This window comes from Streptomyces sp. NRRL F-6676, assembly GCF_000725625.1.
Classification (GTDB): Bacteria; Actinomycetota; Actinomycetes; order Streptomycetales; family Streptomycetaceae; genus Streptomyces.
Genome location: NZ_JOHS01000006.1, coordinates 58,232 through 84,418, shown reverse-complemented (window position 1 = coordinate 84,418; position 26,187 = coordinate 58,232). Strand labels below are relative to the sequence as shown.

Here is a 26,187-nt window from a genome sequence, read left to right as displayed (position 1 = left end):
AGGTTACTTCGGTTGTCGTCTATCCTGGGGGCAGCCGCTCCGGGACGGAGGATGACCATGACCGCGACGGACCCCGCGCTCACCGCCCTCGCCCAGGGCTGGTGCGCCCTCTCCCTGCTGCACGGACGCATCGAGGCGCACATCGAGCGCGCCCTTCAGTCCGGGCACGGGCTGAGCGTGCGGGAGTACTCGCTGCTCGACGTGCTCAGCCGGCAGCACGACGGCGACGGCGGGCATCTCCAGATGAAGCAGGTCGCCGACGCGGTGGTGCTCAGCCAGAGCGCCACGACCCGCCTGGTCACGCGGCTGGAGGACCGCGGGCTGCTCTCCCGCTATCTGTGCCCCACCGATCGGCGGGGCATCTACACGAACGTCACCGAGGCGGGCCTGGCGCTCCTCGCGGAGGCTCGGCCCACCAATGACACCGCCCTGCGCGAAGCGCTCGACGAGGCGGCGGAGGACCCCGAGCTGGCGCCGCTGGTCCGCGTCGTGGAGTCGTTGAAAACGGCCGCATAGAGGCCGCATAGAGTGCGGCCATGGGAGATCTCGAGATACGGCCCGCGACCGAGGACGACGTCCCGGCCATCGTCCACATGCTCGCCGACGACCCCCTGGGCGCCGCGCGCGAGTCACCGGACGATCTGTCCCCCTACCTGGCCGCGCTGAAGCGCCTGGCCGGTGACCCCCACCAGCATCTGGTCGTCGCCGTACGGGACGGCCGCGTCATCGGCACGCTGCAACTGACGCTGATCCCGGGGCTGTCCCGCAAGGGCGCCACCCGCTCGATCATCGAGGCGGTGCGGATCCACGCCGACGCACGCGGCAGCGGTCTCGGCACCCGTCTCATCGAATGGGCCGTCGACCGGTCCCGGCGTGAGGGGTGTCAGCTGGTGCAGCTGACCTCGGACGCCACACGGACCGACGCCCACCGCTTCTACGAGCGCCTCGGCTTCACCGCCTCGCACGTCGGCTTCAAGCTCGTGCTCTGACCGGCGGTCACGGCGCCCTACGCGCGGACGCCCTCACGTTTCACGTGAAACATGAGGGCGTCCGGGTTCGACCGCGCGGGACGGCTCGCTGGTTCCACCCCGCAGGACAGCTCGCTAGCGGATTCCGTCCGTCCCCCGCCATCCGTCCGGGTCCACCCCGCCCGGCACCGCCGCCTCCCCGTCGTACGGCGTCCGTGTGAACACGAACGAGCCGAGGTCCAGATGGCTCACCGAGCCGTCCGGCCGCCGTACGACCGTCAGCAGCTCCCCCGCGTAGTAGCCGTCGCACCCGGTCCAGGTGCCGTCGCCGTTCGCCCTGAGCCGTGCGCGACGCCCCACGCCGGTGAGCGGCTCCAGCGCCAGGTCCCCGCCGGCGATGAGGCGGAGGGCGAACCCCTGTGTGCCCCAGTACCAGGGCCCCGCGAGCTCCAGTACGGCCGGATCCACCTCCGGCAGCGGCCGCCACGGCTCCGGGATGCGGGGCTCCGCCTCCGCCACGATGCCCACGAGGTCGGCGGCCGTCCCCCACACCTGCGGGCCGGAGGTGCAGTTGGCGAGCACCACGGCCGCGACATCGTCCTCGACACTGATCGCGAGACCGGCGAGAAAGCCCGGGAGGGAGCCGGAGTGCCCCACCAGCAGCCGGCCGTCCCGGTGCTGGAGCTGCATGCCGAGCCCGTACGCGGAACCCGCCGCCAGGTCCGCGGCGTCGGAGGGCGCGGCGGGCGTCCGCATCTCCCGCACCGACTCCGCGCTGAGCACGCGTTCGTCACCGCGGGTCAGGAAGACCGCGAAACGGGCGAGGTCGCCGGTGGTCGACCAGAGCTGCCCCGCGGGTGCCATCAGGCCGAGGTCCTCGGCGGGTTCCGGCATCATCACGTCCGCCCAGGGGTGCACGGCCCAGCCGCCCGCGTGCGGTGCCTGCGGGCTGCCGCTGGTGCGGTGGAGTCCCAGCGGTGCGAGCACCTCACGCCTCAGGACGTCCTCCCAGGGGGCCTCCCGCAGCCGTTCGACCAGTGCGCCCAGCACGGTGTAGCCGGGGTTGGAGTAGTGGAACCGGCTGCCGACCGGGTACCGCAGCGGTTCCGGGCCCAGGACGTCGACGAGTTCCGGGCGCAGTGAGCCCGGGGTCCGCTCCCACCAGGGGGCGGGCGACTCGGCGGCGAGCCCGCCGGAGTGCGCGAGCAGCTGGGCGATCGTGGCCTCCCCCGCCCCGGTACCCGGCAGATACTTCTCCAGCGGGTCGCCGAGATCGAGCCGGCCCTCGTCGCGGAGGCGCAGGACGAGCACGGCGGTGAAGGTCTTGGTGAGCGAGCCGATCCGGTACTGCACGTCCTCGTCCGGGCCGTGGCCCTCCACCGAGGTGCGCGAGCCGTGCCAGACGGTCCTGCCGTCCCGTACGACGGCCGCCACGAGGGACGGGGCCCGTCCCTCGGCCTGGGCGACGGCGATCCGGTGCAGCAGAGCCCGCCGCGTGGCGGGGAGCAGCTCTTCGTGGGGTGTCGTCATCCCCCCAGTCCACCCGCCGCCCCCGCCCACGTCGAGCGCATTTCCCCGGCGCCGCCCCGCCCCGGGCCAACGCCCGGTCGCGCGGTCAGGCGGCTCAGGTCTGTGCCATGTCCACGAAGCGGGAGTAGTGGCCCTGGAAGGCGACGGTGATGGTGGCCGTGGGGCCGTTTCGGTGCTTGGCGACGATCAGGTCGGCCTCGCCCGCGCGGGGCGACTCCTTCTCGTAGGCGTCCTCGCGGTGCAGCAGGATGACCATGTCCGCGTCCTGCTCGATGGAGCCGGACTCACGCAGGTCGGAGACCATGGGCTTCTTGTCGGTGCGCTGCTCGGGTCCTCGGTTCAGCTGGGAGAGCGCGATGACCGGGAGCTCCAGCTCCTTGGCGAGGAGCTTGAGGTTACGGGACATGTCCGAGACCTCCTGCTGGCGGCTCTCGGCGCGCTTGGAGCCGCCGGACTGCATCAGCTGGAGATAGTCGATGACGACCAGCTTGAGGTCGTTGCGCTGCTTCAGACGGCGGCACTTGGCGCGGATCTCCATCATCGACAGGTTCGGCGAGTCGTCGATGTAGAGCGGAGCGGCCGACACGTCCGGCATGCGGCGGGCCAGCCGCGTCCAGTCCTCGTCCGTCATCGTGCCCGAGCGCATGTGGTGCAGCGCGACCCGGGCCTCGGCGGACAGCAGACGCATGGCGATCTCGTTGCGGCCCATTTCGAGGGAGAAGATGACGCTCGGCAGGTTGTTCTTGATCGACGCCGCACGGGCGAAGTCCAGCGCGAGCGTCGACTTGCCCATCGCGGGGCGCGCGGCGATGACGATCATCTGGCCGGGGTGCAGGCCGTTGGTCAGCGAGTCGAAGTCCGTGAACCCCGTGGGGACGCCGGTCATCTCGCCGCTGCGGGAGCCGATCGCCTCGATCTCGTCGAGCGCGCCCTCCATGATGTCGCCGAGCGGCAGATAGTCCTCGCTGGTGCGCTGCTCGGTGACGGCGTAGATCTCCGCCTGCGCGCGGTTGACGATCTCGTCCACGTCGTCGTCGGCCGCGTATCCCATCTGGGTGATCCGGGTGCCGGCCTCGACGAGGCGGCGCAGTACGGCCCGCTCGTGGACGATCTCCGCGTAGTACTCGGCGTTCGCCGCCGTCGGCACCGTCTGGACCAGGCCGTGCAGATAGGAGGCGCCGCCCACCTTGGTGATCTCGCCGCGTTTGGTGAGTTCGGCGGCGATCGTGATGGGGTCGGAGGGTTCCCCGCGCGCGTAGACGTCGAGGATCGCCTGGAAGATCGTCTCGTGCGCCGGTTTGTAGAAGTCGTGGCCCTTGAGGATCTCGACGACGTCGGCGATGGCCTCCTTGGACAGGAGCATGCCACCGAGGACCGACTGCTCGGCGTCCAGGTCCTGCGGGGGGACGCGCTCGAAGGCGGAGCCGCCGTCCCACCCGCCGCTGTCCCGGCCCCGGTCGTGCTGTTCGTCCCGGCCGGGTCCGCCGCCGTCGCCGCGCCGGCGCGAGGCGGGCAGACGATCACTGGGCCCGCTGTCGGCCCACGGGTCGTCCAAGGGCTCGGAGATACTCACCGAACCACCTCCTCCGTCCGCCGGGCGGACCTCGCCGTGCCCCTCATTTCTAGGCCACGGCACTGACAAATAAGAGGCCCGTCCTCCGGTTGTCGGCGCGTCGGCTTTGTGAGGATTCCGTGGTGCCGGGGCGGAGCGGGCGCCGGACCACGTTAGGCCCGTCTGCACCGTCAGCCAATCTGGTTATCCACAGGCCATGTGGACGAAGACCCCATTGCTGTGGAGAACTCCGCGAAACCTGTGCACGACACGGTGGACAGCCCTGTGAACAAGACCTCTCCGCTTTCGACCCACCCCGTCTGACCTGGCGTTTCGACGTCCACCGGCTGTGCAGAGAAAAAACTTTCCCGGTCGGACCAAGATCCTTGACGAGGGTCGGCGTCATGACCCGCCCTCATGAGAGATGTAAGGGTCTCATGCCGCTTGCATCCGTTACCTGTGGACGGTTAGATTGATGGCCATGACACATGCTCCAGCGGCGTCCCGCTCCGCCCGGCGGCGCCATGACCGGGAGATCGTCGCCCTGGCCGTTCCGGCCTTCGGCGCGCTCGTCGCCGAGCCCCTGTTCGTGCTGGCCGACAGCGCGATCGTGGGGCACCTCGGCACGGCACAACTGGCCGGCCTCGGCATCGCCTCCGCCCTCCTCACCACCGCCGTGAGCGTGTTCGTCTTCCTCGCCTACGCGACGACGGCCGCCGTCGCCCGCCGGGTCGGCGCGGGCGACATACGCGCCGCCATCCAGCAGGGCATGGACGGCATCTGGCTCGCCCTGCTCCTCGGAGCCGGCGTCATCGCCCTGGTCCTGCCCCTGGCCCCGGGCATCGTCACCCTCTTCGGCGCCTCGGACACCGCCGCCCCGTACGCGACCACCTATCTGCGCATCTCGGCGCTCGGCATCCCGGCCATGCTCGTCGTGCTGGCCTCCACCGGTGTGCTCCGGGGGTTGCAGGACACCCGTACACCGCTCTACGTCGCCGTCGCCGGGTTCGTCGCCAACGCCGCCCTCAACCTCGTCCTGGTCTACGGCGCGGGACTCGGCATCGCCGGCTCCGCCTGGGGCACCGTGATCGCCCAGTGCGCCATGGCCGTCGCGTACCTCTTCGTGGTGGTGCGCGGCGCACGGCGACACGGGGCCTCGCTGCGCCCCGACGCCGCGGGCATACGCGCCTGCGCGCAGGCCGGGGCACCCCTGCTCGTCCGTACGCTCTCGCTGCGGGCGATCCTGATGATCGCCACCGCGGTCGCCGCCCGGCTCGGGGACGCGGACATCGCCGCGCACCAGATCATCCTGTCGCTGTGGAGCCTGCTCGCCTTCGCGCTCGACGCGATCGCCATCGCGGGACAGGCCATCATCGGCCGCTGTCTCGGTGCGGACGACGCCGAAGGCGCCAGGGAGGCGTGCCGCCGCATGGTGCAGTGGGGCGTCGCCTCCGGAGTCGTCCTGGGAGTGCTGGTGCTGGCCGGCCGTCCGCTGTTCCTCCCGCTGTTCAGCAGCGACCCGGCGGTCCACCACGCCGCGCTCCCCGCGCTGGTCATCGTCGCGCTGTGCCAGCCGGTCTCCGGCGTCGTCTTCGTTCTCGACGGGGTGCTGATGGGGGCGGGGGACGGGCCCTATCTGGCGAGGGCGATGCTGGTCACACTCGCGGTCTTCACGCCCCTGGCACTGCTCGTGCCCACGGTCGGCGGCGGTCTGACGACCCTGTGGGGGGCGATGACGGTGATGATGGCCGTGCGGATGCTGACCCTGTGGCTACGCTCCCGCTCGGGCCGCTGGATCGTGACGGGGGCGACCCGCTGAGGTTTCCCCGTTTCACGTGAAACATCGGGCCACACCACGCGGCGCCACCTGCCGATCAGCACAGGACAGTGGGGCCGCACCCGAAGGCGCGGCCCCACTCACCGCTGCGAGGAGCGGCTACAGCATGCGCGACACTCAGGCCGCGACGACCTCGATGCTGACCTTGGCGGCCACCTCGGGGTGCAGACGCACGGACGTCTCGTGGGCGCCCAGCGTCTTGATCGGCGAGCCCAGCTCGATGCGGCGCTTGTCGACCTCGGGGCCACCGGAGGCCTTGATCGCCGAAGCGACGTCGGCCGGGGTGACGGAACCGAAGAGACGACCGGCGTCGCCCGAACGGACGGCCAGACGGACCTTCACGCCCTCGAGCTGGGCCTTGAGCGCGTTGGCCTGCTCGACGGTCTGGATCTCGTGGATCTTGCGAGCACGACGGATCTGCTCGACGTCCTTCTCGCCGCCCTTGGTCCAGCGGATCGCGAACTTCCGCGGGATCAGGTAGTTGCGGGCGTAGCCGTCCTTGACGTCGACGACCTCGCCGGCGGCGCCGAGGCCGGAGACCTCGTGGGTAAGGATGATCTTCATGAGTCGGTCACCCTTCCCTTATCGCGCGGTGGAGGTGTAGGGCAGCAGCGCCATCTCACGGCTGTTCTTGACGGCCGTGGCGACGTCACGCTGGTGCTGCGTGCAGTTGCCGGTCACGCGGCGGGCACGGATCTTGCCGCGGTCGGAAATGAACTTCCGCAGCATGTTCGTGTCCTTGTAGTCCACGTACGTGACCTTGTCCTTGCAGAATGCGCAGACCTTCTTCTTCGGCTTGCGCACAGGCGGCTTAGCCATGGTGTTTCTCCTGTGTGATCAAGAAGTTGGGGTGTGCCCCGCTCCCGACCGCAGGACCCGTGGGTCCGGGGTCTAGAAGGGGGGCTCGTCCGAGTAGCCGCCACCGCCGCCGGAGCCGCTTCCGCCGCCCCAGCCGCCGCCGCCCTGGTTGCCGCCGCCGGGAGCACCGGTGGCCCAGGGGTCGTCGGCCGGAGCACCGCCGGCGCCCTGGTTGCCGCCGCCGGGGCCGCCGCCCCAGCCGCCGCCACCCTGGCCGCCGCCACCGCCCTGGCCGCCGGCGCCGCCGCCGTAGCCACCCTGGCCACCGCGGCCGGAGGTCTTGGTGACCTTGGCCGTGGCGCTGCGCAGGCTGGCGCCGACCTCGTCGACGTCGAGCTCGTAGACCGTGCGCTTGACGCCCTCACGGTCCTCGTAGGACCGCTGCTTCAGCCGGCCCTGCACGATGACGCGCATGCCTCGCTGGAGCGACTCGGCGACGTTCTCCGCCGCCTGACGCCAGACCGAGCAGGTCAGGAAGAGGCTTTCGCCGTCCTTCCACTCGTTGGTCTGACGGTCGAAGGTGCGGGGAGTGGACGCGACGCGGAACTTCGCGACCGCCGCACCGGACGGGGTGAAGCGCAGCTCGGGGTCGTCGACGAGATTGCCGACGACCGTGATGACGGTCTCGCCTGCCATGGGTGAACCTCTCGGCGGGTTTGCTGCTGGCTGCTGGTACTGCTACTCGAATCCCGGAACCGACCGAGCCGGATGGCTCAGTGGGTCTCGGGGCGGAGGACCTTGGTCCGGAGGACCGACTCGTTCAGGTTCATCTGGCGGTCGAGCTCCTTGACGACCCCGGGCTCGGCCTGGAGGTCGATGACCGAGTAGATGCCCTCGGGCTTCTTCTTGATCTCGTACGCGAGACGACGACGGCCCCAGGTGTCGACCTTCTCGACCTTGCCGCCGCCATCACGCACGACGGAAAGGAAGTTCTCGATCAACGGGGAGACCGCGCGCTCCTCGACGTCGGGGTCGAGGATGACCATCACCTCGTAGTGACGCATATGGAACCCACCTCCTCTGGACTCAGCGGCCACGGTCGTTCCGTGGCAGGAGGGTTGCGATGCGTGGCACCGATGTCCGTGAGTAAACCAGGCCCCACTGACAATCGGGGCCCGCTCTCACGGAAGCGGCCGGACCTCGGCCCGGCCCGCATCGGCGCAGAAGATACAGACTACCCGCCCACCGCCGTACGGTTGAAATCCGGTCGTGAGGGCACGCAATCTGTACAGATCGGGTTGTCCAGGACGAAGACGCACCGCTTCTTCGGCAGGAGGTATCCCATGGCACAGATCATGCGACCCGCCAGGCCCCGCAACGGGCTGCTGGCCACCGACGGCAAACGGCACCCCTTGCAGGACTCGCTGCTGGCCGTGACGGCCGTGTTCGGGCTGATCTCCATCGTCACCGCCGGTTTCCCCACGCTGCACATGCTGACCGCGTGGACGGGTCTCATCGGCGTCCTCACCGGCGGCTACGGCCAGTTCATCTCGGAGACGACGCGGGAGCGCTTTGGCCTGGTCCTCGGCCTCGGCGCCGCCGCGATCGGCCTGTACTTCGGCATGGCCCACGGCGGGTTCGCCGGCGAGTTCAACGGCTTCGTGGGCGGCTGAGCGGACCCGCGGGACCGCGCGAGAAGGGACGGGCGCACCGCCCCGCCGACGGCGGGCGCCCCTTCCGCAGGGCCGTACGGCCCAGTCCCAGACGGGGCGCTCGCGGGGCGCAGTAGGCTTCGGCGCGAGAGCCGGAGCCCCTGACCCCATGGGGACACACCAGCCCGAGGAGCGCCCCGACATGAGCCTGACCCTGAGGACGATCAGCCGCGAGCAGCATCTGGCGTACATGCAGAGCCTGCCGTCGGCGAGCCACATGCAGGTTCCGGCCTGGGCCGACGTCAAGGCGGAGTGGCGCTCGGAGAACCTCGGCTGGTTCGACAAGAGCGGTCAGCTCGTCGGCGTCGGGCTCGTGCTGTACCGCCAGCTCCCCAAGATCAAGCGGTATCTGGCGTACCTGCCCGAGGGCCCGGTCATCAACTGGTACGCGCCGAACCTGGACGACTGGATCCAGCCGATGCTGGCCCACCTCAAGCAGCAGGGCGCCTTCTCCGTGAAGATGGGCCCGCCGGTGATCATCCGGCGCTGGGAGGCCGCCTCCATCAAGCAGGGCATCCAGAACCCCGACGTCAAGCGGTTGCGTGACATAGAGGCGGACCACATCGAACCGCGCGCCTTCGAGGTGGCCGACAAGCTGCGCCGCATGGGCTGGCAGCAGGGCGAGGACGGCGGAGCCGGCTTCGGCGACGTGCAGCCCCGCTACGTGTACCAGGTGCCGCTGGCCAACCGGTCGCTGGAAGAGGTGCACAAGAACTTCAACCAGCTCTGGCGCCGCAACATCAAGAAGGCCGAGAAGGCGGGCGTCGAGGTGGTCCAAGGCGGCTACCACGACCTGGAGGAGTGGCAGCGGCTGTACGAGATCACGGCCGTGCGCGACCACTTCAGGCCGCGTCCGCTGTCGTACTTCCAGCGCATGTGGTCGGCCCTCAACACCGAGGACCCCAACCGGATGCGGCTGTACTTCGCCCGGCACAACGGGGTGAACCTCTCGGCGGCGACGATGCTCATCGTGGGCGGCCACGTCTGGTACTCCTACGGCGCCTCGGACAACATCGGCCGCGAGTTCCGGCCGTCCAACGCGATGCAGTGGCGGATGCTGCGGGACGCCTACGCGCTCGGCGCGACCGTCTACGACCTGCGCGGCATCTCCGACTCGCTGGACGAGACCGACCACCTGTTCGGTCTGATCCAGTTCAAGGTGGGCACGGGCGGGCAGGCGGCGGAGTACCTCGGCGAGTGGGACTTCCCGCTCAACAAGCTGCTCCACAAGGCGCTCGACATCTACATGTCGCGCCGCTGACTTCTCCCGGCGCCCTCCCCGCCGTCCGGCGGGTCCGCCACAATCGCATTCTCGGGTCTCTTCGGGGCCCCTCGCACCCCTGACTTCACAGCCATCTCAGCCACGAGAAAGGTTCCGGGACCGGCCATGGCGCTCACGCTCTACGTCGACACCGCGCGCTGGCGGGCACACCAGAAACACGTGCAGGACCAGTTCCCGGGGATCGTCCCCGTCTGCAAGGGCAACGGGTACGGCTTCGGGCACGAACGTCTGGCCGAAGAGGCCACCCGCATGGGCTCGGACATCCTCGCCGTGGGCACGACGTACGAGGCCGCCCGCATCAAGGACTGGTTCGGCGGCGATCTGCTGGTGCTGACGCCCTTCCGCAGGGGCGAGGAGCCCGTCCCGCTGCCGGACCGGGTGATCCGCTCGGTCTCCTCGATCGACGGGGTCTACGGGCTGGTCGGCGCCCGGGTGGTCATCGAGGTGATGTCCTCGATGAAGCGGCACGGGGTGAGCGAGCAGGACCTGCCGCAGCTCCACTCCGCCATAGAGAACGTGCGCCTGGAGGGCTTCGCCATCCACCTGCCGCTGGACCGGACCGACGGCTCGGACGCCGTCGAGGAGGTCATCGGCTGGATGGACCGGCTGCGCGCGGCCCGGCTGCCGCTGCACACGATGTTCGTCAGCCATCTCAAGGCCGACGAGCTGGCACGGTTGCAGCAGCAGTTCCCGCAGACCAGGTTCCGGGCCCGGATCGGCACCCGGCTGTGGCTGGGGGACCACGAGGCCACGGAGTACCGGGGCGCGGTCCTGGACGTGACGCGGGTGGCCAAGGGCGAGCGCTTCGGCTACCGGCAGCAGAAGGCGGCCACCGACGGCTATCTCGTCGTCGTGGCGGGCGGTACGTCGCACGGGGTGGGCCTGGAGGCGCCCAAGGCGCTGCACGGTGTCATGCCGCGGGCCAAGGGCGTCGCACGGGCCGGTCTGGCGACGGTCAACCGGAACCTGGCGCCGTTCGTGTGGGCGGGCAAGCAGCGCTGGTTCGCCGAGCCGCCGCACATGCAGGTCTCCATCCTCTTCGTCCCCTCGGACACCACGGAGCCGAAGGTCGGTGACGAGCTGGTCGCCCATCTGCGGCACACCACGACGCAGTTCGACCGGATCGTGGACCGCTGACGCCCCGGCCCCGTCGGCGGGAAGCTCCCGGCGCCCCCGGCCTGTCCACGGACGCGCGTGAGGCCGTACACGGACCCCGTGTACGGCCTCACGCATGTCCAGGGCCCTGGGGGAGCCATGGGCCCGCGGGCCGGCCTCTGAGGCCACCGCGAGCCCGTTGTTCGCTCAGGGCGAACTCTCTCCCGCCGGGGACGCCCCGTCGGCGCCCCACTCCACCACCGGTCCCTCGAAGTGCGCCGGCTCGTGGTGCGGCGGCCGGGCCGCGGCGCCGAGGACGAAGACGTCCGGTGCCCCGTCGAGGACGCCGCCGGACGGATCGTCGTCCCCGGCCCGCCGTACGACGTCCCGCTCCGGCATCAGGATGTCGCGGACGACCACCGCGCACAGATACAGCGTGCCCAGCAGATGGACGGCGACGGCGAGCTGGTAGCCCTCGGTCGGCAGCCCCTTGTGGGCGTCCCCGCTCGTCGTGTACGCGAGGTACATCCAGATGCCCAGGAAGTAGGCGACCTCGCAGGCCTGCCAGATCAGGAAGTCCCGCCAGCGCGGCCGGGCCAGCGCGGCGAGGGGGACCAGCCAGAGCACGTACTGCGGTGAGTACACCTTGTTGGTGAGGATGAACGCCGCGATGATCAGGAAGGCCAGCTGGGCGAAGCGCGGCCGGCGCGGGGCGGTCAGCGTGAGCGCGACCAGGCCGGCACAGATCAGCACCATCAGGATCATGGCCCAGTTGTTGGCCGTGTCGGGGCTGATCGCGATGTTCCACCGCTGCGAGACGATCAGGAAGATCGAGCCGAAGTCGACGCCCCGGTCGTGGCTGAAGCGGTAGAACTTCGACCATCCGTCCGGCGCCAGCAGCAGCACCGGCACATTGACCACGAGCCAGGCCGCGACGGCACCGAACAGCGCCGTCCCGTACGCCCGCCACCTGCCCGCCCGCCAGCACAGGATCAGCAGCGGTCCGAGGATCAGGAACGGGTAGAACTTGGCGGCCGTGGCCAGCCCCAGCAGCACGCCGAACGCGAGGGACCGGCCGCGCGACCACATGAGCATCGCGGCGGCGAGGAGCGCCACGGCGAGCAGGTCCCAGTTGATGGTCGCGGTCAGCGCGAAGGCCGGCGCGAGGGCCACCAGGAGCCCGTCCCAGGGACGGCGGCGGTGGGTGCGCACGGTGCACACCGCGATGACCGCGGCGCACACCATCAGCATGCCGGCGTTGACGAACCAGTAGATCTGCTCCTGGTCCTGGATGCTCCCGCCGCCGGGCGTCAGCCAGGCCGCGACCTCCATGAAGAGACCGGTGAGCACCGGGTACTCGAGGTAGTCCATGTCGCCGGGGAGCTTGTCGAAGTACGGCACGAGTCCGTCGGCGAAGCCGCGCCCCTGGTACAGGTGCGGGATGTCCGAGTAGCACGCGTGCGTGTACTGGGAACTGGCGCCGAAGAACCACCCGCTGTCGTAGCAGGGCAGCTTCTGCACCATGCCGAGGGCGAACATGCCGATGGCCACGAGCGCCACGACCCGCACGGGCGTCCACCAGGACGTCCCGAGCAGGGCGCGCCGCCCGAGGGGGCCGCCGAACAGTTCGCTGCCGAGGGCGGCGACCTCGTCCTCCTTGGTCGGCCGCACCACGTCCGGCTCGTACTCGACGGCTCGCGTCGTCTCTCCGCTGGGCATGCCGCACATCCTGCCGTACGTGCCTGGGGACGCGCCGGGAGGCGGCGGATCCCGTCATGACGACGCCCCTTCGTATGTTTCACGTGAAACATACGAAGGGGCGCGAATCGGCGGCTTCGGCCACCGTCACACGACGTCCGAGGAGCCGGCTCCTCCCGGAGCCGTCAGAACGGCTCCGGGGGCCTCAGTTCCGGCCTCCGAAGAGTCCGCCTCCTCCGTCGTTGCCGCCGTTGCCATTGCCCCGGGCGTTCCCGGTCTCCTCGCTCTCCGTCGCCGACGGACTCGAACCGCCCGCGCCGCCGTTGTCGTTGCCGCCATTGTCATTGCCGCCGTTGTCGTTGCCGGCGTCCGTGCAGCCCTGCCAGAAGTCGCAGCTCTGCGAGGACGTCGGGGAGGGCGACATGCTGCTTCTCGTCGGTGACGGGCTCGACGACGGGCTGCTCTCCGGGCTCCTGGTGGCGCTGGGCGTCGGGCTCGACGACGGCTCGGCGTTGACGGCCTTGCCGATGGGCTGGGCCTCCGGGAAGGCCTTGGCGGGCACGCCCTTCAGTGCCTTCTCCATGTAGTCGTGCCAGATCTGAGCCGGGAACGAGGCACCGTGGATCTTCTCCTCGCCGCCCGTTCCGTACATCTCCAGGAACTCTCGGTTCTTGTTGTTCTCGTCGTCGTCCAGCCGGTACATCGAGATCGCGGTGGAGAGCTGCGGCGTGTAGCCGACGAACCAGGCGGACTTGTTGCCGTCCGTGGTACCGGTCTTGCCCGCGACCTCGCGGCCGGGGAGCTGGGCCGCCGTACCGGTGCCCTTGTCGACCACCGTCTTCAGCACGTCGGTGACGTTGTTGGCCACGTTGGGCTCGAAGGCCTGGGTGCTCTTGGCCTCCTTCTTGTGGTCGTAGACGGTGCCGTCCTTGCTCTCGACCTTGTCGACCGAGTAGGGCTCGCGCTGCTTGCCGCTGTCGGCGAAGGTGGCGTAGGCGCCGGCCATGCGGATGGCGCTGGGGTCGGAGGTACCGATGGAGAAGGAGGGGAAGTTGGAGCTGGCCAGACTGCTCTTCAGCACACCGGCGTCCAGTGCCGACTCCTCGACCTTGTCCAGCCCCACGTCCATGCCGAGCTGGACGTAGGCGGAGTTGACCGACAGCCGCATCGCCTCACGAAGGTCGATCTTGTAATTCGGAGGACTGCCCACCGACTCACCGCCGTCGTTGGTCTGCAACCACTCCTTGCCCTCCTTGTCCTTCCAGACGTCTCCGTTGTACTCGAGGATCTTGAACTTGTTCTTGCCGCTGTAGAGGCTCTTGGGCGACGCGACGGTGCGTTCGTCCTGCGCCTGCTCCGGGTCGCCGTCGGGGTCACGGACACCCCACTTCATCGCGGCGGCCAGCACGAACGGCTTGAAGGTCGAACCGACCTGGGCGCCGGTGACGTCGGCGTTGTTGGTGAAGTGCTTGGTCGCGTTCTCACCGCCGTAGATGGCCTTGATCGCCCCTGTGTCCGGGTCGACGGAGGCGCCGCCGAACTGGACGTGCGTGTCGGTGTCGGGGCGTTGCTTGGGCTTGATCTTGGCCTTCTGGACCTTCTTGACCGCGGCCTCGAGTTCGTTGACCTTCGTCTTGTCGAAGGTCGTGTGGATCGAGTAGCCGCCCTGCTGGAGCTGGTCGCCGGTGATGTCGGTGTTGTTGACGACGTAGCCCTTGGCCAGGTCGACGAGGTAACCGATCTGACCGCTCAGCGCGGTGTTCGACCTGGGGTTCTTCACCGTCGGGAGCTTGGTGTACTTCGCCCGGTCGGCCTGGCTCAGATGGCCGTACTCGACCATCTTGTTGAGCGTGTCCTGCATCTGGCCCAGGGCCCGCTTGGCGTTGGCCTTGGCGGTGGCCGCCGGGTCGATGGAGGTCGCGCCGGCCGGGTCGTAGTAGGTGGCGCCCTTGAGCATCGCGGAGAGGAAGGCGCACTCGCCCGGATCCAGGTCCTTGGCGTCCTTGTCGAAGTACGCCCGCGCGGCCGCCTGGATGCCGTAGGCACCCCGGCCGTAGTAGGCGGAGTTCAGATAGTCGGCGAGGATCTTGTCCTTGTCGACGTTGGCGCCGACCTTGATCGAGATGAAGATCTCCTTGAACTTGCGGGAGATCGTCTGCGACCGGTCGTCCAGCAGCGCGTTCTTCACGTACTGCTGGGTGATGGTCGAGCCGCCCTGGGTCTCGCCGCCCCTGGCCATGTTGAACAGCGCGCGGCCGATGCCCTTGGGGTCGATGCCGTTGTCGTCGTAGAAGGTCTTGTTCTCCTGCGAGATCACCGCCCAGCGCATCTCCTTGGGGATCTGCGAGAAGTTGACGATCTGGCGGTTGGTCTCACCACCGGTGGCCACCATCTGGGTGCCGTCGGACCAGTAGTAGACGTTGTTCTGCGCCTTCGCCGTCTTGGCGATGTCCGGCACGCTCACCATGGCGTACCCGATGCCGGCCACGGCCACCAGGCTGCCGACGAAGCCGATGAAGCAGCCGGTCACCAGCTTCCAGGAGGGCACCCAGCGGTGCCAGCCGTCCTTGCCGGCCCGCGGGTAGTCGAGGAAGCGCCTCCTGCTGGGGTCCGGGCCGCGTCCCCGGCCGCGGCCGGGACCGTTCGGGCCGCCCGGGCCCCGGCGGCCACCGCCGCCTCCGCTTCCGCTTCCGTGTCCCGCGCCGTCGGCCGCTCTGCGGCGGCCGCCGCCGCTTCTCTGCGCGGCCCGCCGTGCCTCGGCACGACCGCCGTACAACTGTTCACCACCTCCCCACTCGGGGGAGTCGGCCGGAGATCCGGTGGCGCCTCGCGGTGCCGCGCGGCGGCCGGAGGGCGCCGACTGGCCGCGTCGGGCCGCGGCACGTCCGCCTCCCTGCGGCTGCGGCGGTTTGCGACGGTGCTCGCTCATCGAACGATTACTCCTCGGGCAGGCGCACCCGTGCGCGCCTGGAAACGGCGGCTGGTTTCCGGTCCCCCCGGAGTACGGATGCGGTCGCTCACGCATTCACCCGTACTGCACCGAGGACGAGGACGTTGCCGTCCGTCACTCGGTTCCCGGTGTTCTGCATGGCGCACAGACTACGCACCGTCAAAACCCGCCGAGGTTCGAAGTTCACCCCAAACCAGGCAGGTTGCCTCCTACGAATCAGTGATGTGACCCCGTTCACCGTGTCCCCCCTTGTCCCTGTGGCGGGGGCGTTCTATCGTCGTGATGTATCGAGTCGATACATCAGCGCGAGATAAAGACGTGCCGAGACGGCCGCGAGAGGGAGGAGGCGACGATGAGCCGGCGTGCCGGGATCCTCGAGTTCGCCGTACTCGGCCTGCTTCGCGAGTCCCCGATGCACGGCTACGAGCTGCGCAAACGGCTCAATACGTCACTGGGGGTGTTCCGTGCGTTCAGCTACGGGACGCTGTATCCCTGCCTCAAGACGCTGGTCGCGAGTGGCTGGTTGATCGAGGAGCCGGGAGTCGCGACCGACGGCACGCCCGCCGCCCCGCTCACGGGACGGCGCGCGAAGATCGTTTACCGGTTGACGGCGGACGGCAAGGAGCACTTCGAGGAGCTGCTCTCCCAGACGGGGCCCGACGCCTACGAGGACGAGCACTTCGCCGCGCGCTTCGCCTTCTTCGGCCAGACCTCGCGGGACGTGCGCATGCGCGTCCTGGAGGGGCGCCGCAGCCGGCTGGAGGAACGCCTGGAGAAGATGCGCGCCTCCCTGGCGCGCACCCGGGAGCGCCTCGACGACTACACCCTTGAGCTCCAGCGCCACGGAATGGAGTCCGTGGAGCGCGAAGTGCGCTGGCTGAACGAGCTCATCGAGAGCGAGCGGGCAGGGCGGGACCTCAAGGATTCCGCCTCCTCGGGCCCCGCTCAGCAGAACACAGGATCCGGCTCGCCGGGCGGCCTGCCCCGGCGCGGTGACAGCACCGCGCCGGATACGCCCGACGACACCGCCATGTGAGCCCCGGTCGGGGTCTCACCGAATACACACAGGGAGCAACCGGAATGGGTTCGGTTCGCGTAGCCATCGTCGGCGTGGGCAACTGCGCCGCATCGCTGGTGCAGGGCGTCGAGTACTACAAGGACGCCGACGCGGCGTCCAAGGTGCCTGGGCTGATGCACGTCCAGTTCGGCGACTACCACGTCCGCGACGTCGAGTTCGTCGCCGCGTTCGACGTGGACGCCAAGAAGGTCGGCCTCGACCTGGCGGACGCCATCGGCGCCTCGGAGAACAACACCATCAAGATCTGCGACGTCCCCAACTCCGGTGTGACGGTCCAGCGCGGGCACACCCTCGACGGCCTCGGCAAGTACTACCGCGAGACCATCGAGGAGTCCGCCGAGGCCCCGGTCGACGTCGTCCAGATCCTCAAGGACAAGCAGGTCGACGTCCTGGTCTGCTACCTGCCCGTGGGCTCCGAGGACGCGGCGAAGTTCTACGCCCAGTGCGCCATCGACGCCAAGGTCGCCTTCGTCAACGCCCTGCCGGTCTTCATCGCCGGCACCAAGGAGTGGGCGGACAAGTTCACCGAGGCGGGCGTCCCGATCGTCGGTGACGACATCAAGTCGCAGGTCGGCGCCACCATCACGCACCGCGTCATGGCGAAGCTGTTCGAGGACCGGGGCGTCGTCCTGGACCGCACGATGCAGCTGAACGTCGGCGGCAACATGGACTTCAAGAACATGCTCGAGCGCGAGCGCCTGGAGTCCAAGAAGATCTCCAAGACGCAGGCCGTCACCTCGCAGATCCCGGACCGGGACCTGGGCGCGAAGAACGTCCACATCGGCCCCTCGGACTACGTGCAGTGGCTCGACGACCGCAAGTGGGCCTACGTCCGCCTCGAGGGCCGCGCCTTCGGTGACGTTCCGCTGAACCTGGAGTACAAGCTCGAGGTCTGGGACTCCCCGAACTCCGCGGGTGTCATCATCGACGCCCTGCGCGCCGCGAAGATCGCCAAGGACCGGGGCATCGGTGGCCCCATCCTCTCGGCGTCCTCGTACTTCATGAAGTCCCCGCCGGTCCAGTACTTCGACGACCAGGCCCGGGAGAACGTGGAGAAGTTCATCAGGGGCGAGGTCGAGCGCTGAGGGCTCACCGCCTTCCGCGTCACCGAGGGTCCCCGGGGCACCGTCCCGGGGGCCCTCCCCCGTATGTGAGGCTGTCCCCCATGGCCGTCCTCCCTGATCTGCGCGTCCTGCTGCGTTTCGGGGACTTCCGGCGTCTGCTCGCGGTGCGGCTGCTCTCCCAGGGCGCCGACGGCGTCTACCAGGTCGCGCTCGCCACCTACGTCGTCTTCTCCCCGGAGAAGCAGACCTCCGCCGCCTCGATCGCCTCCGCGATGGCCGTGCTCCTGCTGCCGTACTCCCTCGTCGGCCCCTTCGCCGGCGTCCTGCTCGACCGCTGGCGACGCCGCCAGGTCTTCCTCCACGGCAATCTGCTGCGCGCTCTGCTCGCGTGCGCGACGGCGGTGCTGATGGTGAGCCGGGTGCCCGACTGGCTCTTCTACGTCTCCGCGCTGTGCGTCACCGCGGTCAACCGCTTCGTCCTCGCGGGCCTGTCCGCCGCCCTGCCCCGTGTCGTCGACACCGAGCGCCTGGTGCTGGCCAACTCGCTCTCCCCGACCGCCGGAACGCTCGCCGCGACCGCGGGCGGCGGGCTCGCCTTCGTGCTGCGCCTCGCGGTCGCCGACTCCGATGTCGCCGTGGTGCTGCTGGGCGCCGCCCTGTATCTCAGCGTCGCCCTGGTCACGCTGCGGATCGCGCCGGCCCTGCTCGGTCCCGACGGCGCGGCGGTGCGGCCCCGGCTCCGCGAGGCGCTCGGCGGCACCGCGCGGGGGCTCACCGAAGGTGTACGTCACCTCGCCGAGCCCCGGCGCCGGCCCGCCGCCCGGGCGCTGACCGCGATGACGCTCATGCGGTTCTGCTACGGCGCGCTGACCGTCATGGTGCTGATGCTCTGCCGGTACGCCCTCGCCGACGGCACCGACGAGGGGCTGGCCCTGCTGGGCCTGGCCGTGGGGGCGTCCGGCGCGGGGTTCTTCGTGGCGGCCGTGGTCACGCCCTGGACGGCAGGGCGGCTCGGGCCCGGCCGCTGGATCGTGGTGTGCGCGGCCGGTGCGGCGGTCCTGGAGCCCGCGCTGGGCCTGCCGTTCGCCACCGGTCCGATGCTGGTGGCGGCGTTCGTGCTGGGGCTGACCACCCAGGGGGCGAAGATCGCGACGGACACGATCGTGCAGTCCTCGGTCGACGACCGCTTCCGCGGCCGGATCTTCTCGGTCTACGACGTGCTGTTCAACGCCGCGTTCGTCGGTGCGGCCGCGCTGGCCGCCGTGATGCTGCCCGCCGACGGCCGCTCGGCCGCGCTGGTGGTGCTGGTGGCGCTGGTCTACGGGGCGGTTGCTGCCGCTATGACCCGCTTCGCTCGCCAGTAAGTGTCACATCAAAGCCACAGTCCCTTTCCGGACTTCGTAGTTGTCAGTGCGGCCGGATAACTTACGGACGTCTTATTTCGCGCCATGCGCAGGTCATCTCCGCGCACGGCACTTTCACGCATGCCATCTTCACCAAGGGGGACCCCCAAGTGACCGTTCCGCCGCCGCCCCAGGGCCAGAATCCGTACGCCCAGACGCCCACCGCTCCCACGGGGCAGCCGGCCGGACAGCCGGGAGTTCCTCCGCAGCAGCCCGGGCAGCCGGGCGTCCCGCCGCAGGGCCCCTACGCGCCGTTCCCGCAGCAGCAGGGCGGCCCGTTCCCGGCGCCGCCGACGCCGCCCGCCCCGCGGAAGAGCAAGAAGGCCCTCAAGGTCATAGGCGGCATCGTCGTGGCCGTGCTCATCATCGGCCTGAAGTTCGGCGCCGGCTGGGGCCTGGGCTGGCTCTTCGGCCGCGACGACGCCGAGACCACCTCGGTCGGCAGCTGCATGCACAACGACGGCACCCAGAGCAGCCCCGATCTTCAAGAGGTCGACTGCTCGTCGGGCAAGTCGCAGTACAAGGTGGTCGAGAAGTTCGGCGGCTCCTCGGACAGCAGCAAGTGCGACAACGTCAAGGACGCGACGATCTCCTACATCCAGTACGGCAACGGCCACGACGTGGTGCTGTGCCTGAAGGAGACCAGCTGACGCGGGAGCCGGCCGACGTCGGCCGGTAGGGCGAGGGGCGATGTTTCACGTGAAACGTCGCCCCTCGGCGCGTGCGGACACGAGGGGGCGGGTCATGTTTCACGTGAAACATGACCCGCCCCCAGACCGTCAGCCGCGCATCAGTCCCGCATCAGCTCTGGGCACTCCACCATTCCTTGAGCGCGGCCACCGCCTCGTCGTGTTCCATCGGGCCGTTCTCGAGCCGCAGCTCCAGCAGATACTGGTAGGCCTGTCCGACGACCGGGCCCGGACGGACACCGAGGATCTCCATGATCTGGTTGCCGTCGAGGTCGGGTCGGATGGAATCCAGTTCCTCCTGCTCCTGGAGCTGCGCGATGCGCTCCTCCAGGCCGTCGTACGCGCGCGACAGCGCGGCCGCCTTGCGCTTGTTCCGGGTGGTGCAGTCGGAGCGGGTCAGCTTGTGCAGCCGCTCCAGCAGCGGACCCGCGTCCCGGACGTACCGCCGGACCGCCGAGTCCGTCCACTCGCCGGTGCCGTAGCCGTGGAAGCGGAGGTGGAGCTCGACGAGCCGGGAGACGTCCTTCACCAGCTCGTTGGAGTACTTCAGCGCCGTCATCCGCTTCTTGGTCATCTTGGCGCCCACCACCTCGTGGTGGTGGAAGGAGACCCGGCCGTCCTGCTCGAACCGGCGCGTCCGCGGCTTGCCGATGTCGTGCAGCAGGGCGGCGAGCCGCAGCGTCAGATCGGGGCCGTCCTGCTCCAGTGCCATCGCCTGCTCCAGCACGATCAACGTGTGGTCGTAGACGTCCTTGTGCCGGTGGTGCTCGTCCCGCTCCAGCCGCAGCGCCGGGAGCTCGGGCAGGACGTACTGGGCGAGCCCGGTCTCGACGAGGAGGGTCAGACCCTTGCGCGGGTGCGCGGAGAGGAGCAGCTTGTTCAGCTCGTCCCGGACCCGCTCCGCCGACACGATCTCGATCCGGCCGGCCATCTCCGTCATGGCCGCCACGACCTCCGGCGCCACCTCGAAGTCGAGCTGCGCGGCGAAGCGCGCGGCACGCATCATGCGCAGCGGGTCGTCGGAGAAGGACTCCTCGGGGGTGCCGGGGGTGCGCAGCACCCTGGCGGCGAGGTCGTCGAGACCGTGGTGCGGGTCGACGAACTCCTTCTCGGGCAACGCGACCGCCATCGCGTTGACCGTGAAGTCACGCCGGACGAGATCCTCCTCGATGGAGTCGCCGTAGGACACCTCGGGCTTGCGCGAGGTGCGGTCGTAGGCCTCCGAGCGGTAGGTGGTGACCTCGATCTGGAAGCGCTGCACGGTGTCCCCGACCCGGGCGTCCTTCTGCACCCCGACCGTCCCGAAGGCGATCCCGACGTCCCATACCGCGTCCGCCCAGGGCCGGACGATCCTGAGCACGTCCTCGGGGCGCGCGTCGGTCGTGAAGTCCAGATCGTTGCCGAGCCGGCCGAGCAGGGCGTCCCGTACCGAACCGCCGACCAGGGCCAGGGAGAACCCGGCCTCCCGGAACCGGCGGGCGAGGTCGTCGGCGGCAGGGGAGACCCGCAGCAGTTCGCTCACCGCGCGGCGCTGCACCTGACTCAGGGCACTGGGACTGTCTGTGTTGGCGTTCGGCACAACAGCAAAGAGTACGTGTCCCGGCGTCTCCACTGCTCCTCCGCACAACCCGCACAGACCGGCCGAACCGCGCACAGCACCCACTTCGCGCGAGCCACTCGCATACCCGCTCATTCGGGCCGGCGGGGCTCTCCCGGCCGATCTTGCCGACCGGTCCGCGGCACTTCCGCTCCGCGAGCATCGTTACCATGCGTGGACGCACAATCCGACGACCACTGACGATGACGAGGGACGGGCGAGCGCGTGGCCGAGGCGGCAGACTTCCCGGGGACACCTCCCTCACCTGCCCGCCGCCGCCTGCGGCGCGTCCTGGCGCTGGTCACCGGGGCGCCCCTGCTGGCCGGCGCCTGCCTGCTGCCCGCCCAGGGGATCGCTCAGGCCGACCAGAAGGCCGCCCCCGTCCAGGCGAGCGGCTCGCGCACGGTGGACGTCTCGCTGGACTCGCTCGCCCCCTCCGTGCCCACCGACGGCGACACCCTCACCGTCTCCGGCACGGTCGTCAACAACGGCAAGCAGGCCGTCACGGACGCCCATGTCGGGCTGCGCGTGGGCGCCGCCCTGGGCAGCCGTACGGCGATCGAGGCCGCCGCCAGGACCACCGGCTACCAGCCGGGCACGGACGGCACGGAGATCACCGGCTCCTACGAGGAGGAGTTCGCCAAGCTGACCCCCGGGGTCGCCCAGCGTTTCACGCTCTCCCTCCCGGTCTCGAAGCTGAACCTCGGCTCCGACGGCGTCTACCAGCTCGGCGTCTCGCTCTCGGGTCAGACCGCTGCCGCGCCCTGGGAACAGGTGCTGGGCATCGAGCGGACCTTCCTGCCGTGGCAGCCGGACGAGGCCGGCGCCAGGACGAAGACCACGTACCTGTGGCCGCTCATCTCCTCCGTGCACCTCACCGCCGAGACCGCCTCCAACGAGCAGCAGACGCCCGTCTTCCGCGACGACGAGCTGCTCAAGGAGATCTCCCCGGGCGGCCGACTCGACCAGCTGGTCTCGCTCGGCAAGGACCTCGACGTCACCTGGGTGATCGATCCCGACCTGCTGGCCGGCGTCGACGCGATGGCCGGCGGCTACGAGGTCGAGGGCGCCGACGGCACGCCCACCACCGGCCGCGGGCAGAACGCGGCCAAGCGGTGGCTGGCCGCGCTGGAGGAGGCGGTGCAGGACAAGGAGGTCGTCGCCCTCCCCTTCGCCGACCCCGACCTGGCCTCACTCGCCCACAACGGCAAGAACGTGGCCGGCACGCTCAGCCACCTCAAGGACGCCACGGACGTGGCGGCCAGCACCGTGGAGACCGTCCTCCACGTCACCCCCGACACCGACTTCGCCTGGCCCGTGGAGGGCGCGCTCGACCCGTCGATCGTCAAGGTCGCGACCTCCGCGGGCGCCGACAAGGTGATCGCCCGCAGCGACACCTTCCGGGAGCGCGGCAACCTCACCTACACGCCCTCCGCGGCTCGCCCCATCGGAGGCGGCACCACGGCGGTCGTCACGGACGCCACGCTCTCCACGGCGTTCCAGGGAGACATGTCGCACGCCGGGAAATCCACCCTGGCCGTGCAGAAGTTCCTGGCGCAGAGCCTGATGATCGGCCTCCAGGACCCCGGAAAGCAGCGCAGCATCGTCGTCGCGCCCCAGCGCATGCCCACGGCGAGCCAGGCGGCGACGATGGCGCAGGCGCTGACCGAGCTCCAGGAAGGCACCTGGTCCCAGTCGCAGGACCTCTCCGAGGCCGCCGGCGCCAAGGCCGACCCGGCCGCCACCACCCGTGTCCCGGCTGCCTCCGCGTACCCCTCCTCCCTGCGGAAGAAGGAACTGCCGAAGTCGTCGTTCGAGGACGTGGAGACCACCCAGAGCAGGCTGGACAAGTTCACGACGATCCTCACCTTCCCGGAGCGGGTGGCGACCCCCTTCGGCCGCGCCCTGGACCGCGGCGTCTCGACCTCCTGGCGCGGCAAGGCCGCGCAGGCCGAAGATTTCCGCGACGGAGTGGCCTCCTCGCTCAACGTACTGGTCCAGCAGGTCCGGCTGATCGAGAAGTCCGACGCCAGCCTCTCCGGGCGCAGCGCCACCATCCCGGTCACCGTGCAGAACCGCCTGCTCCAGGGCGTCGACCATCTGGTGCTGCGGCTGACCTCGGCCAACCCCACCCGTATGCAGATCGGGGACGGCGCCTTCGAGGAGCAGCGCGTCACGGTCGCCGCCGGCCACAGCCAGTCGGTGAAGTTCACCACCTCGGCCAAGGCGAACGGCCGGGCGGCGGTGGTCGCGCAGCTCTACACCGAGGACGGTCAGGCATACGGTCCCGCGGTCACCTTCGACGTGAAGGTCAACGAACTCACGCCGACGGTGCTGCTGGTCATCGCCGGCGGCGTGCTCCTCCTGGTGCTCGCCGGGTTCCGCATGTACACCCAGCGCAAGCGGGCCGCCGCCCGGCAGGCGGAAGAGGCCGGTGCGGACTCGGCCGATGAGGAGTCCGCCGGTGAGGAGTCCGCCGGTGACGAGCTGAACGCCGACGGTTCGGGGGCCGTAGACACTGAGGGCACCACAGGCACCACAGGCAGCACGGACGACAGCACGCACACGGAACGCGACACGGGGCCAGACGCGGAAACCCCGGAGGACTCCGGCGGCGGCCCGGAGCACCCGAGCGAACCGGCACCGGACACCGCTTCCGGGAACGCCGGCCCGTCCGCCACGGGTGAGAGAGTGGACCGTTGAGCGATGTCGTGGCCGGTGGGCCGGGGACGATGAGGTGGGGTAGACCATGAACGCGCCGTACGACGGTGACCGCGGCCGGGCCGCGGGTCACTCGGGTCGCCCCGAGGGCCCACCGCCCGGACCTGGTGCGGACATGTACGCGCACGACGGCTACGGCCAGGACCCCTATGGTCAGGACCCTTACGGCCAGACGCCTTACGGTCAGGAGCCCCACGGTCAGGACCCCTACGGCCAGACGCCTTACGGTCAGGAGGTCTACGGCCAGGACGCCTACGGCGGGCAGCCGCAGCACCAGCCGTACGGCGAGGACACCCGCACCGTGCAGTTCGCGGGCGCGGCCGGTCCGGCCGACCGGGCCGGGGAGGGGCAGCGGGACGCCTTCGCCCACCTCTTCCGGGACCAGCAGCAGGCCGATCCGCCCACGATGGACCTCGGCGCGGTCCCGGCGCCCGTCGCCGCTTCCGGCCCCGTGCAGCAGCCGCCCGCGGCGGAGCCGCAGCCGGCGGCCCCGGCGAAGAAGGGCGGCCGCGCCTCGGGGCTGCTGAAGTCCAGCGCGGTGATGGCGGCGGGCACGATGGTGTCCCGCTTGACGGGGTTCGTACGGTCGGCGCTGATCGTGTCGGCGCTGGGTCTCGGTGTCCTCGGCGACTCCTTCCAGGTCGCCTACCAGCTCCCGACGATGATCTACATCCTGACCGTCGGCGGTGGCCTCAACTCCGTCTTCGTGCCCCAGCTGGTGCGCGCGATGAAAGAGGACGACGACGGCGGCGAGGCCTTCGCCAACCGGCTGCTGACCCTGGTGATGGTGGCCCTCGGGGTGCTCACCGGGCTGGCGATGTTCGCCGCGCCCCTTCTGGTCCGTGTGCTGTCCAACTCCGTGGCCACCGACCCGGCCGCCAACGACGTGGCCATCACCTTTACCCGGTACTTCCTGCCCTCCATCTTCTTCATGGGCATCCACGTGGTGATGGGTCAGGTACTCAACGCCCGCGGCAAGTTCGGCGCGATGATGTGGACCCCGGTCCTCAACAACATCGTCATCATCGTCACTCTGGGCATGTTCATCTGGGTCTACGGGACCGCCGGCCATTCCCACATGGCGGTGGAGAACATCCCGCCGGAGGGACAGCGGCTACTCGGCGTCGGGATCCTGCTCGGACTCGTCGTCCAGGCGCTGGCGATGATTCCCTACCTGCGGGAGACCGGCTTCCGGCTGCGGCTGCGGTTCGACTGGAAGGGACACGGCCTGGGCAAGGCCGCGATGCTGGCCAAGTGGACCGTCCTCTTCGTCCTCGCCAACCAGGCGGGCGCCCTGGTCGTCTCCCAGCTCTCCACCTCCGCCGGGGACCACTCACCCGCGAAGGGCACCGGCCTCGCCGCCTACGCCAACGCCCAGCTCATCTGGGGCCTCCCGCAGGCCATCATCACGGTGTCGCTGATGGCCGCGCTGCTGCCGCGGATCTCCCGCTCGGCCGCCGAGAACGACGGCGGGGCCGTCCGCGACGACATCTCGCAGGGGCTGCGCACCACGGCCGTCGCCATCGTCCCCGTCGCCTTCGGCTTCGTCGCACTCGGCATCCCGATGTGCACGCTCATGTTCGGCACCTCCGGCACCGGCGCGGCGACCAACATGGGCTACATGCTGATGGCATTCGGCCTCGGCCTCATTCCGTACTCCGTGCAGTACGTCGTGCTCCGGGCCTTCTACGCCTACGAGGACACCCGGACGCCCTTCTACAACACGGTCATCGTCGCCGCCGTCAACGCCGGCGCCTCGGCGATCTGCTACTTCGTACTCCCGGCCCGCTGGGCCGTGGTCGGCATGGCCGCCTCGTACGGTCTCGCGTACGCGATCGGCGTCGGTGTCGCCTGGAACCGGCTGCGCAAGCGGCTCGGCGGCGACCTCGACGGCTCCCGCGTGCTGCGGACCTACGCACGCCTCGGCATCGCCTCGGTGCCCGCGGCGCTGCTCAGCGGGGCGGCCTGCTACGCGATCGGCCACACGCTGGGTCAGGGCGTCGGCGGCTCGTTCGCCGCCCTGCTCGGCGGTGGCGCCCTGCTGCTCGGTGTCTTCTATGTCGCCGCGCGGAAGATGCGCATCGAGGAACTCAACTCGATGGTCGGCATGGTCCGCGGGCGCCTGGGGCGCTGAGGCCGGGGTAACCGCACAACCATCGTCCGCCGCCGCGTGTCGTGCACAGCGACGGACTGTGGGCACAATTGGTTTCTGC

21 protein-coding genes are annotated in these 26,187 nt (G+C 70.0%); 12 read left to right on the top strand and 9 right to left on the bottom strand.

Features of this window, described 5'->3' with window-relative positions:
• Nucleotides 1–57 precede the first annotated feature (57 nt).
• Both IO29_RS04520 and IO29_RS04515 read left to right on the top strand, forming a co-directional pair.
• The gene (locus IO29_RS04520; protein ID WP_030376963.1) at nt 58–516 is read left to right on the top strand and encodes a MarR family winged helix-turn-helix transcriptional regulator; all 459 of its coding nucleotides are present in this window, start codon (nt 58–60) and stop codon (nt 514–516) included.
• Nucleotides 517–536: 20 nt separating this feature from the next.
• Nucleotides 537–989: a GNAT family N-acetyltransferase gene (locus tag IO29_RS04515; RefSeq protein WP_030376962.1), complete on the top strand. Its 453-nt coding sequence runs from the start codon at nt 537–539 to the stop codon at nt 987–989.
• Nucleotides 990–1,103: 114 nt separating this feature from the next.
• On the opposite strand, the gene IO29_RS04510 is transcribed toward IO29_RS04515, so the two are convergent.
• Together IO29_RS04510 and dnaB are read right to left on the bottom strand one after the other, a co-directional pair.
• Nucleotides 1,104–2,498: a serine hydrolase domain-containing protein gene (locus IO29_RS04510; RefSeq protein WP_030376961.1), complete on the bottom strand. Its 1,395-nt coding sequence runs from the start codon at nt 2,496–2,498 to the stop codon at nt 1,104–1,106.
• A 94-nt stretch (nt 2,499–2,592) separates the two neighbouring features.
• A complete protein-coding gene (gene dnaB / locus IO29_RS04505) occupies nt 2,593–4,071 on the bottom strand; it encodes a replicative DNA helicase (RefSeq protein WP_030376960.1) in 1,479 nt (492 codons plus the stop codon).
• 460 nt (nt 4,072–4,531) lie between these two features.
• Between dnaB and IO29_RS04500 the strand changes: the two genes are divergently transcribed.
• Nucleotides 4,532–5,869, top strand: a complete 1,338-nt coding sequence (locus tag IO29_RS04500; protein WP_030376959.1) for an MATE family efflux transporter — start codon at nt 4,532–4,534, stop codon at nt 5,867–5,869.
• 135 nt (nt 5,870–6,004) lie between these two features.
• Here IO29_RS04500 and rplI read toward each other — a convergent pair whose 3' ends face one another.
• The 4 genes from rplI to rpsF all read right to left on the bottom strand — a co-directional run bounded on the left by rplI (nt 6,005) and on the right by rpsF (nt 7,749).
• Entirely contained in the window at nt 6,005–6,451 is a 447-nt protein-coding gene (gene rplI, locus IO29_RS04495) for a 50S ribosomal protein L9 (protein ID WP_030376958.1), read from the bottom strand.
• An 18-nt stretch (nt 6,452–6,469) separates the two neighbouring features.
• Nucleotides 6,470–6,706 (bottom strand): 30S ribosomal protein S18, encoded by a 237-nt coding sequence (gene rpsR / locus IO29_RS04490; protein WP_003949403.1) that lies wholly within the window; start codon nt 6,704–6,706, stop codon nt 6,470–6,472.
• Nucleotides 6,707–6,778: 72 nt separating this feature from the next.
• On the bottom strand, nt 6,779–7,381 hold the full coding sequence (locus tag IO29_RS04485) for a single-stranded DNA-binding protein (protein ID WP_030376957.1): 603 nt from the start codon (nt 7,379–7,381) through the stop codon (nt 6,779–6,781).
• A gap of 77 nt (nt 7,382–7,458) precedes the next feature.
• Nucleotides 7,459–7,749 carry a 30S ribosomal protein S6 gene (gene rpsF, locus IO29_RS04480; RefSeq protein ID WP_006141322.1) on the bottom strand — a complete coding sequence of 97 codons (291 nt, stop codon included), beginning with the start codon at nt 7,747–7,749 and terminating at the stop codon, nt 7,459–7,461.
• Between the two features lie 279 nt (nt 7,750–8,028).
• Between rpsF and IO29_RS04475 the strand changes: the two genes are divergently transcribed.
• The 3 genes from IO29_RS04475 (at nt 8,029) to IO29_RS04465 (ending at nt 10,816) form a co-directional block, all read left to right on the top strand.
• Nucleotides 8,029–8,358 carry a hypothetical protein gene (locus tag IO29_RS04475; protein ID WP_030376956.1) on the top strand — a complete coding sequence of 110 codons (330 nt, stop codon included), beginning with the start codon at nt 8,029–8,031 and terminating at the stop codon, nt 8,356–8,358.
• Nucleotides 8,359–8,539: 181 nt separating this feature from the next.
• Nucleotides 8,540–9,658 carry a lipid II:glycine glycyltransferase FemX gene (locus IO29_RS04470; protein ID WP_030376955.1) on the top strand — a complete coding sequence of 373 codons (1,119 nt, stop codon included), beginning with the start codon at nt 8,540–8,542 and terminating at the stop codon, nt 9,656–9,658.
• A gap of 126 nt (nt 9,659–9,784) precedes the next feature.
• Nucleotides 9,785–10,816, top strand: a complete 1,032-nt coding sequence (locus IO29_RS04465; protein WP_030376954.1) for an alanine racemase — start codon at nt 9,785–9,787, stop codon at nt 10,814–10,816.
• A 165-nt stretch (nt 10,817–10,981) separates the two neighbouring features.
• Here the strand turns inward: IO29_RS04465 and IO29_RS04460 are convergent, their stop codons facing one another.
• Nucleotides 10,982–12,502 carry a glycosyltransferase family 87 protein gene (locus IO29_RS04460; RefSeq protein WP_030376953.1) on the bottom strand — a complete coding sequence of 507 codons (1,521 nt, stop codon included), beginning with the start codon at nt 12,500–12,502 and terminating at the stop codon, nt 10,982–10,984.
• 175 nt (nt 12,503–12,677) lie between these two features.
• Nucleotides 12,678–15,401 carry a transglycosylase domain-containing protein gene (locus IO29_RS04455; RefSeq protein WP_030376952.1) on the bottom strand — a complete coding sequence of 908 codons (2,724 nt, stop codon included), beginning with the start codon at nt 15,399–15,401 and terminating at the stop codon, nt 12,678–12,680.
• Nucleotides 15,402–15,774: 373 nt separating this feature from the next.
• Between IO29_RS04455 and IO29_RS04450 the strand changes: the two genes are divergently transcribed.
• From IO29_RS04450 to IO29_RS04435, 4 genes are all read left to right on the top strand, one after another.
• On the top strand, nt 15,775–16,458 hold the full coding sequence (locus tag IO29_RS04450; RefSeq protein WP_030376951.1) for a PadR family transcriptional regulator: 684 nt from the start codon (nt 15,775–15,777) through the stop codon (nt 16,456–16,458).
• A 44-nt stretch (nt 16,459–16,502) separates the two neighbouring features.
• Complete coding sequence (locus tag IO29_RS04445) at nt 16,503–17,585, top strand: inositol-3-phosphate synthase (protein ID WP_030376950.1); 1,083 nt, start codon at nt 16,503–16,505, stop codon at nt 17,583–17,585.
• Between the two features lie 80 nt (nt 17,586–17,665).
• Nucleotides 17,666–18,928: an MFS transporter gene (locus tag IO29_RS04440; RefSeq protein WP_030376949.1), complete on the top strand. Its 1,263-nt coding sequence runs from the start codon at nt 17,666–17,668 to the stop codon at nt 18,926–18,928.
• 149 nt (nt 18,929–19,077) lie between these two features.
• A complete protein-coding gene (locus IO29_RS04435) occupies nt 19,078–19,617 on the top strand; it encodes an LppU/SCO3897 family protein (RefSeq protein WP_030376948.1) in 540 nt (179 codons plus the stop codon).
• A 151-nt stretch (nt 19,618–19,768) separates the two neighbouring features.
• On the opposite strand, the gene IO29_RS04430 is transcribed toward IO29_RS04435, so the two are convergent.
• Nucleotides 19,769–21,235, bottom strand: coding sequence for a CCA tRNA nucleotidyltransferase (locus IO29_RS04430; RefSeq protein WP_199806826.1), 1,467 nt, complete (start codon nt 21,233–21,235; stop codon nt 19,769–19,771).
• A gap of 243 nt (nt 21,236–21,478) precedes the next feature.
• Here IO29_RS04430 and IO29_RS04425 point away from each other — a divergent pair, with 243 nt between their 5' ends.
• Nucleotides 21,479–23,956 carry a DUF6049 family protein gene (locus tag IO29_RS04425; protein WP_030376946.1) on the top strand — a complete coding sequence of 826 codons (2,478 nt, stop codon included), beginning with the start codon at nt 21,479–21,481 and terminating at the stop codon, nt 23,954–23,956.
• A gap of 46 nt (nt 23,957–24,002) precedes the next feature.
• Nucleotides 24,003–26,108 (top strand): murein biosynthesis integral membrane protein MurJ, encoded by a 2,106-nt coding sequence (gene murJ / locus IO29_RS04420; protein ID WP_030376945.1) that lies wholly within the window; start codon nt 24,003–24,005, stop codon nt 26,106–26,108.
• Nucleotides 26,109–26,187: the final 79 nt, after the last annotated feature.

Coding starts and splice junctions, on each gene's coding strand:
- IO29_RS04520 (WP_030376963.1), top strand. CDS start 58: ATGACCGCGACGGACCCCGCGCTCACCGCCCTCGCCCAGGGCTGGTGC.
- IO29_RS04515 (WP_030376962.1), top strand. CDS start 537: ATGGGAGATCTCGAGATACGGCCCGCGACCGAGGACGACGTCCCGGCC.
- IO29_RS04510 (WP_030376961.1), bottom strand. CDS start 2,498: ATGACGACACCCCACGAAGAGCTGCTCCCCGCCACGCGGCGGGCTCTG.
- IO29_RS04500 (WP_030376959.1), top strand. CDS start 4,532: ATGACACATGCTCCAGCGGCGTCCCGCTCCGCCCGGCGGCGCCATGAC.
- rplI (WP_030376958.1), bottom strand. CDS start 6,451: ATGAAGATCATCCTTACCCACGAGGTCTCCGGCCTCGGCGCCGCCGGC.
- rpsR (WP_003949403.1), bottom strand. CDS start 6,706: ATGGCTAAGCCGCCTGTGCGCAAGCCGAAGAAGAAGGTCTGCGCATTC.
- IO29_RS04485 (WP_030376957.1), bottom strand. CDS start 7,381: ATGGCAGGCGAGACCGTCATCACGGTCGTCGGCAATCTCGTCGACGAC.
- rpsF (WP_006141322.1), bottom strand. CDS start 7,749: ATGCGTCACTACGAGGTGATGGTCATCCTCGACCCCGACGTCGAGGAG.
- IO29_RS04475 (WP_030376956.1), top strand. CDS start 8,029: ATGGCACAGATCATGCGACCCGCCAGGCCCCGCAACGGGCTGCTGGCC.
- IO29_RS04470 (WP_030376955.1), top strand. CDS start 8,540: ATGAGCCTGACCCTGAGGACGATCAGCCGCGAGCAGCATCTGGCGTAC.
- IO29_RS04465 (WP_030376954.1), top strand. CDS start 9,785: ATGGCGCTCACGCTCTACGTCGACACCGCGCGCTGGCGGGCACACCAG.
- IO29_RS04460 (WP_030376953.1), bottom strand. CDS start 12,502: ATGTGCGGCATGCCCAGCGGAGAGACGACGCGAGCCGTCGAGTACGAG.
- IO29_RS04455 (WP_030376952.1), bottom strand. CDS start 15,401: ATGAGCGAGCACCGTCGCAAACCGCCGCAGCCGCAGGGAGGCGGACGT.
- IO29_RS04450 (WP_030376951.1), top strand. CDS start 15,775: ATGAGCCGGCGTGCCGGGATCCTCGAGTTCGCCGTACTCGGCCTGCTT.
- IO29_RS04445 (WP_030376950.1), top strand. CDS start 16,503: ATGGGTTCGGTTCGCGTAGCCATCGTCGGCGTGGGCAACTGCGCCGCA.
- IO29_RS04440 (WP_030376949.1), top strand. CDS start 17,666: ATGGCCGTCCTCCCTGATCTGCGCGTCCTGCTGCGTTTCGGGGACTTC.
- murJ (WP_030376945.1), top strand. CDS start 24,003: ATGAACGCGCCGTACGACGGTGACCGCGGCCGGGCCGCGGGTCACTCG.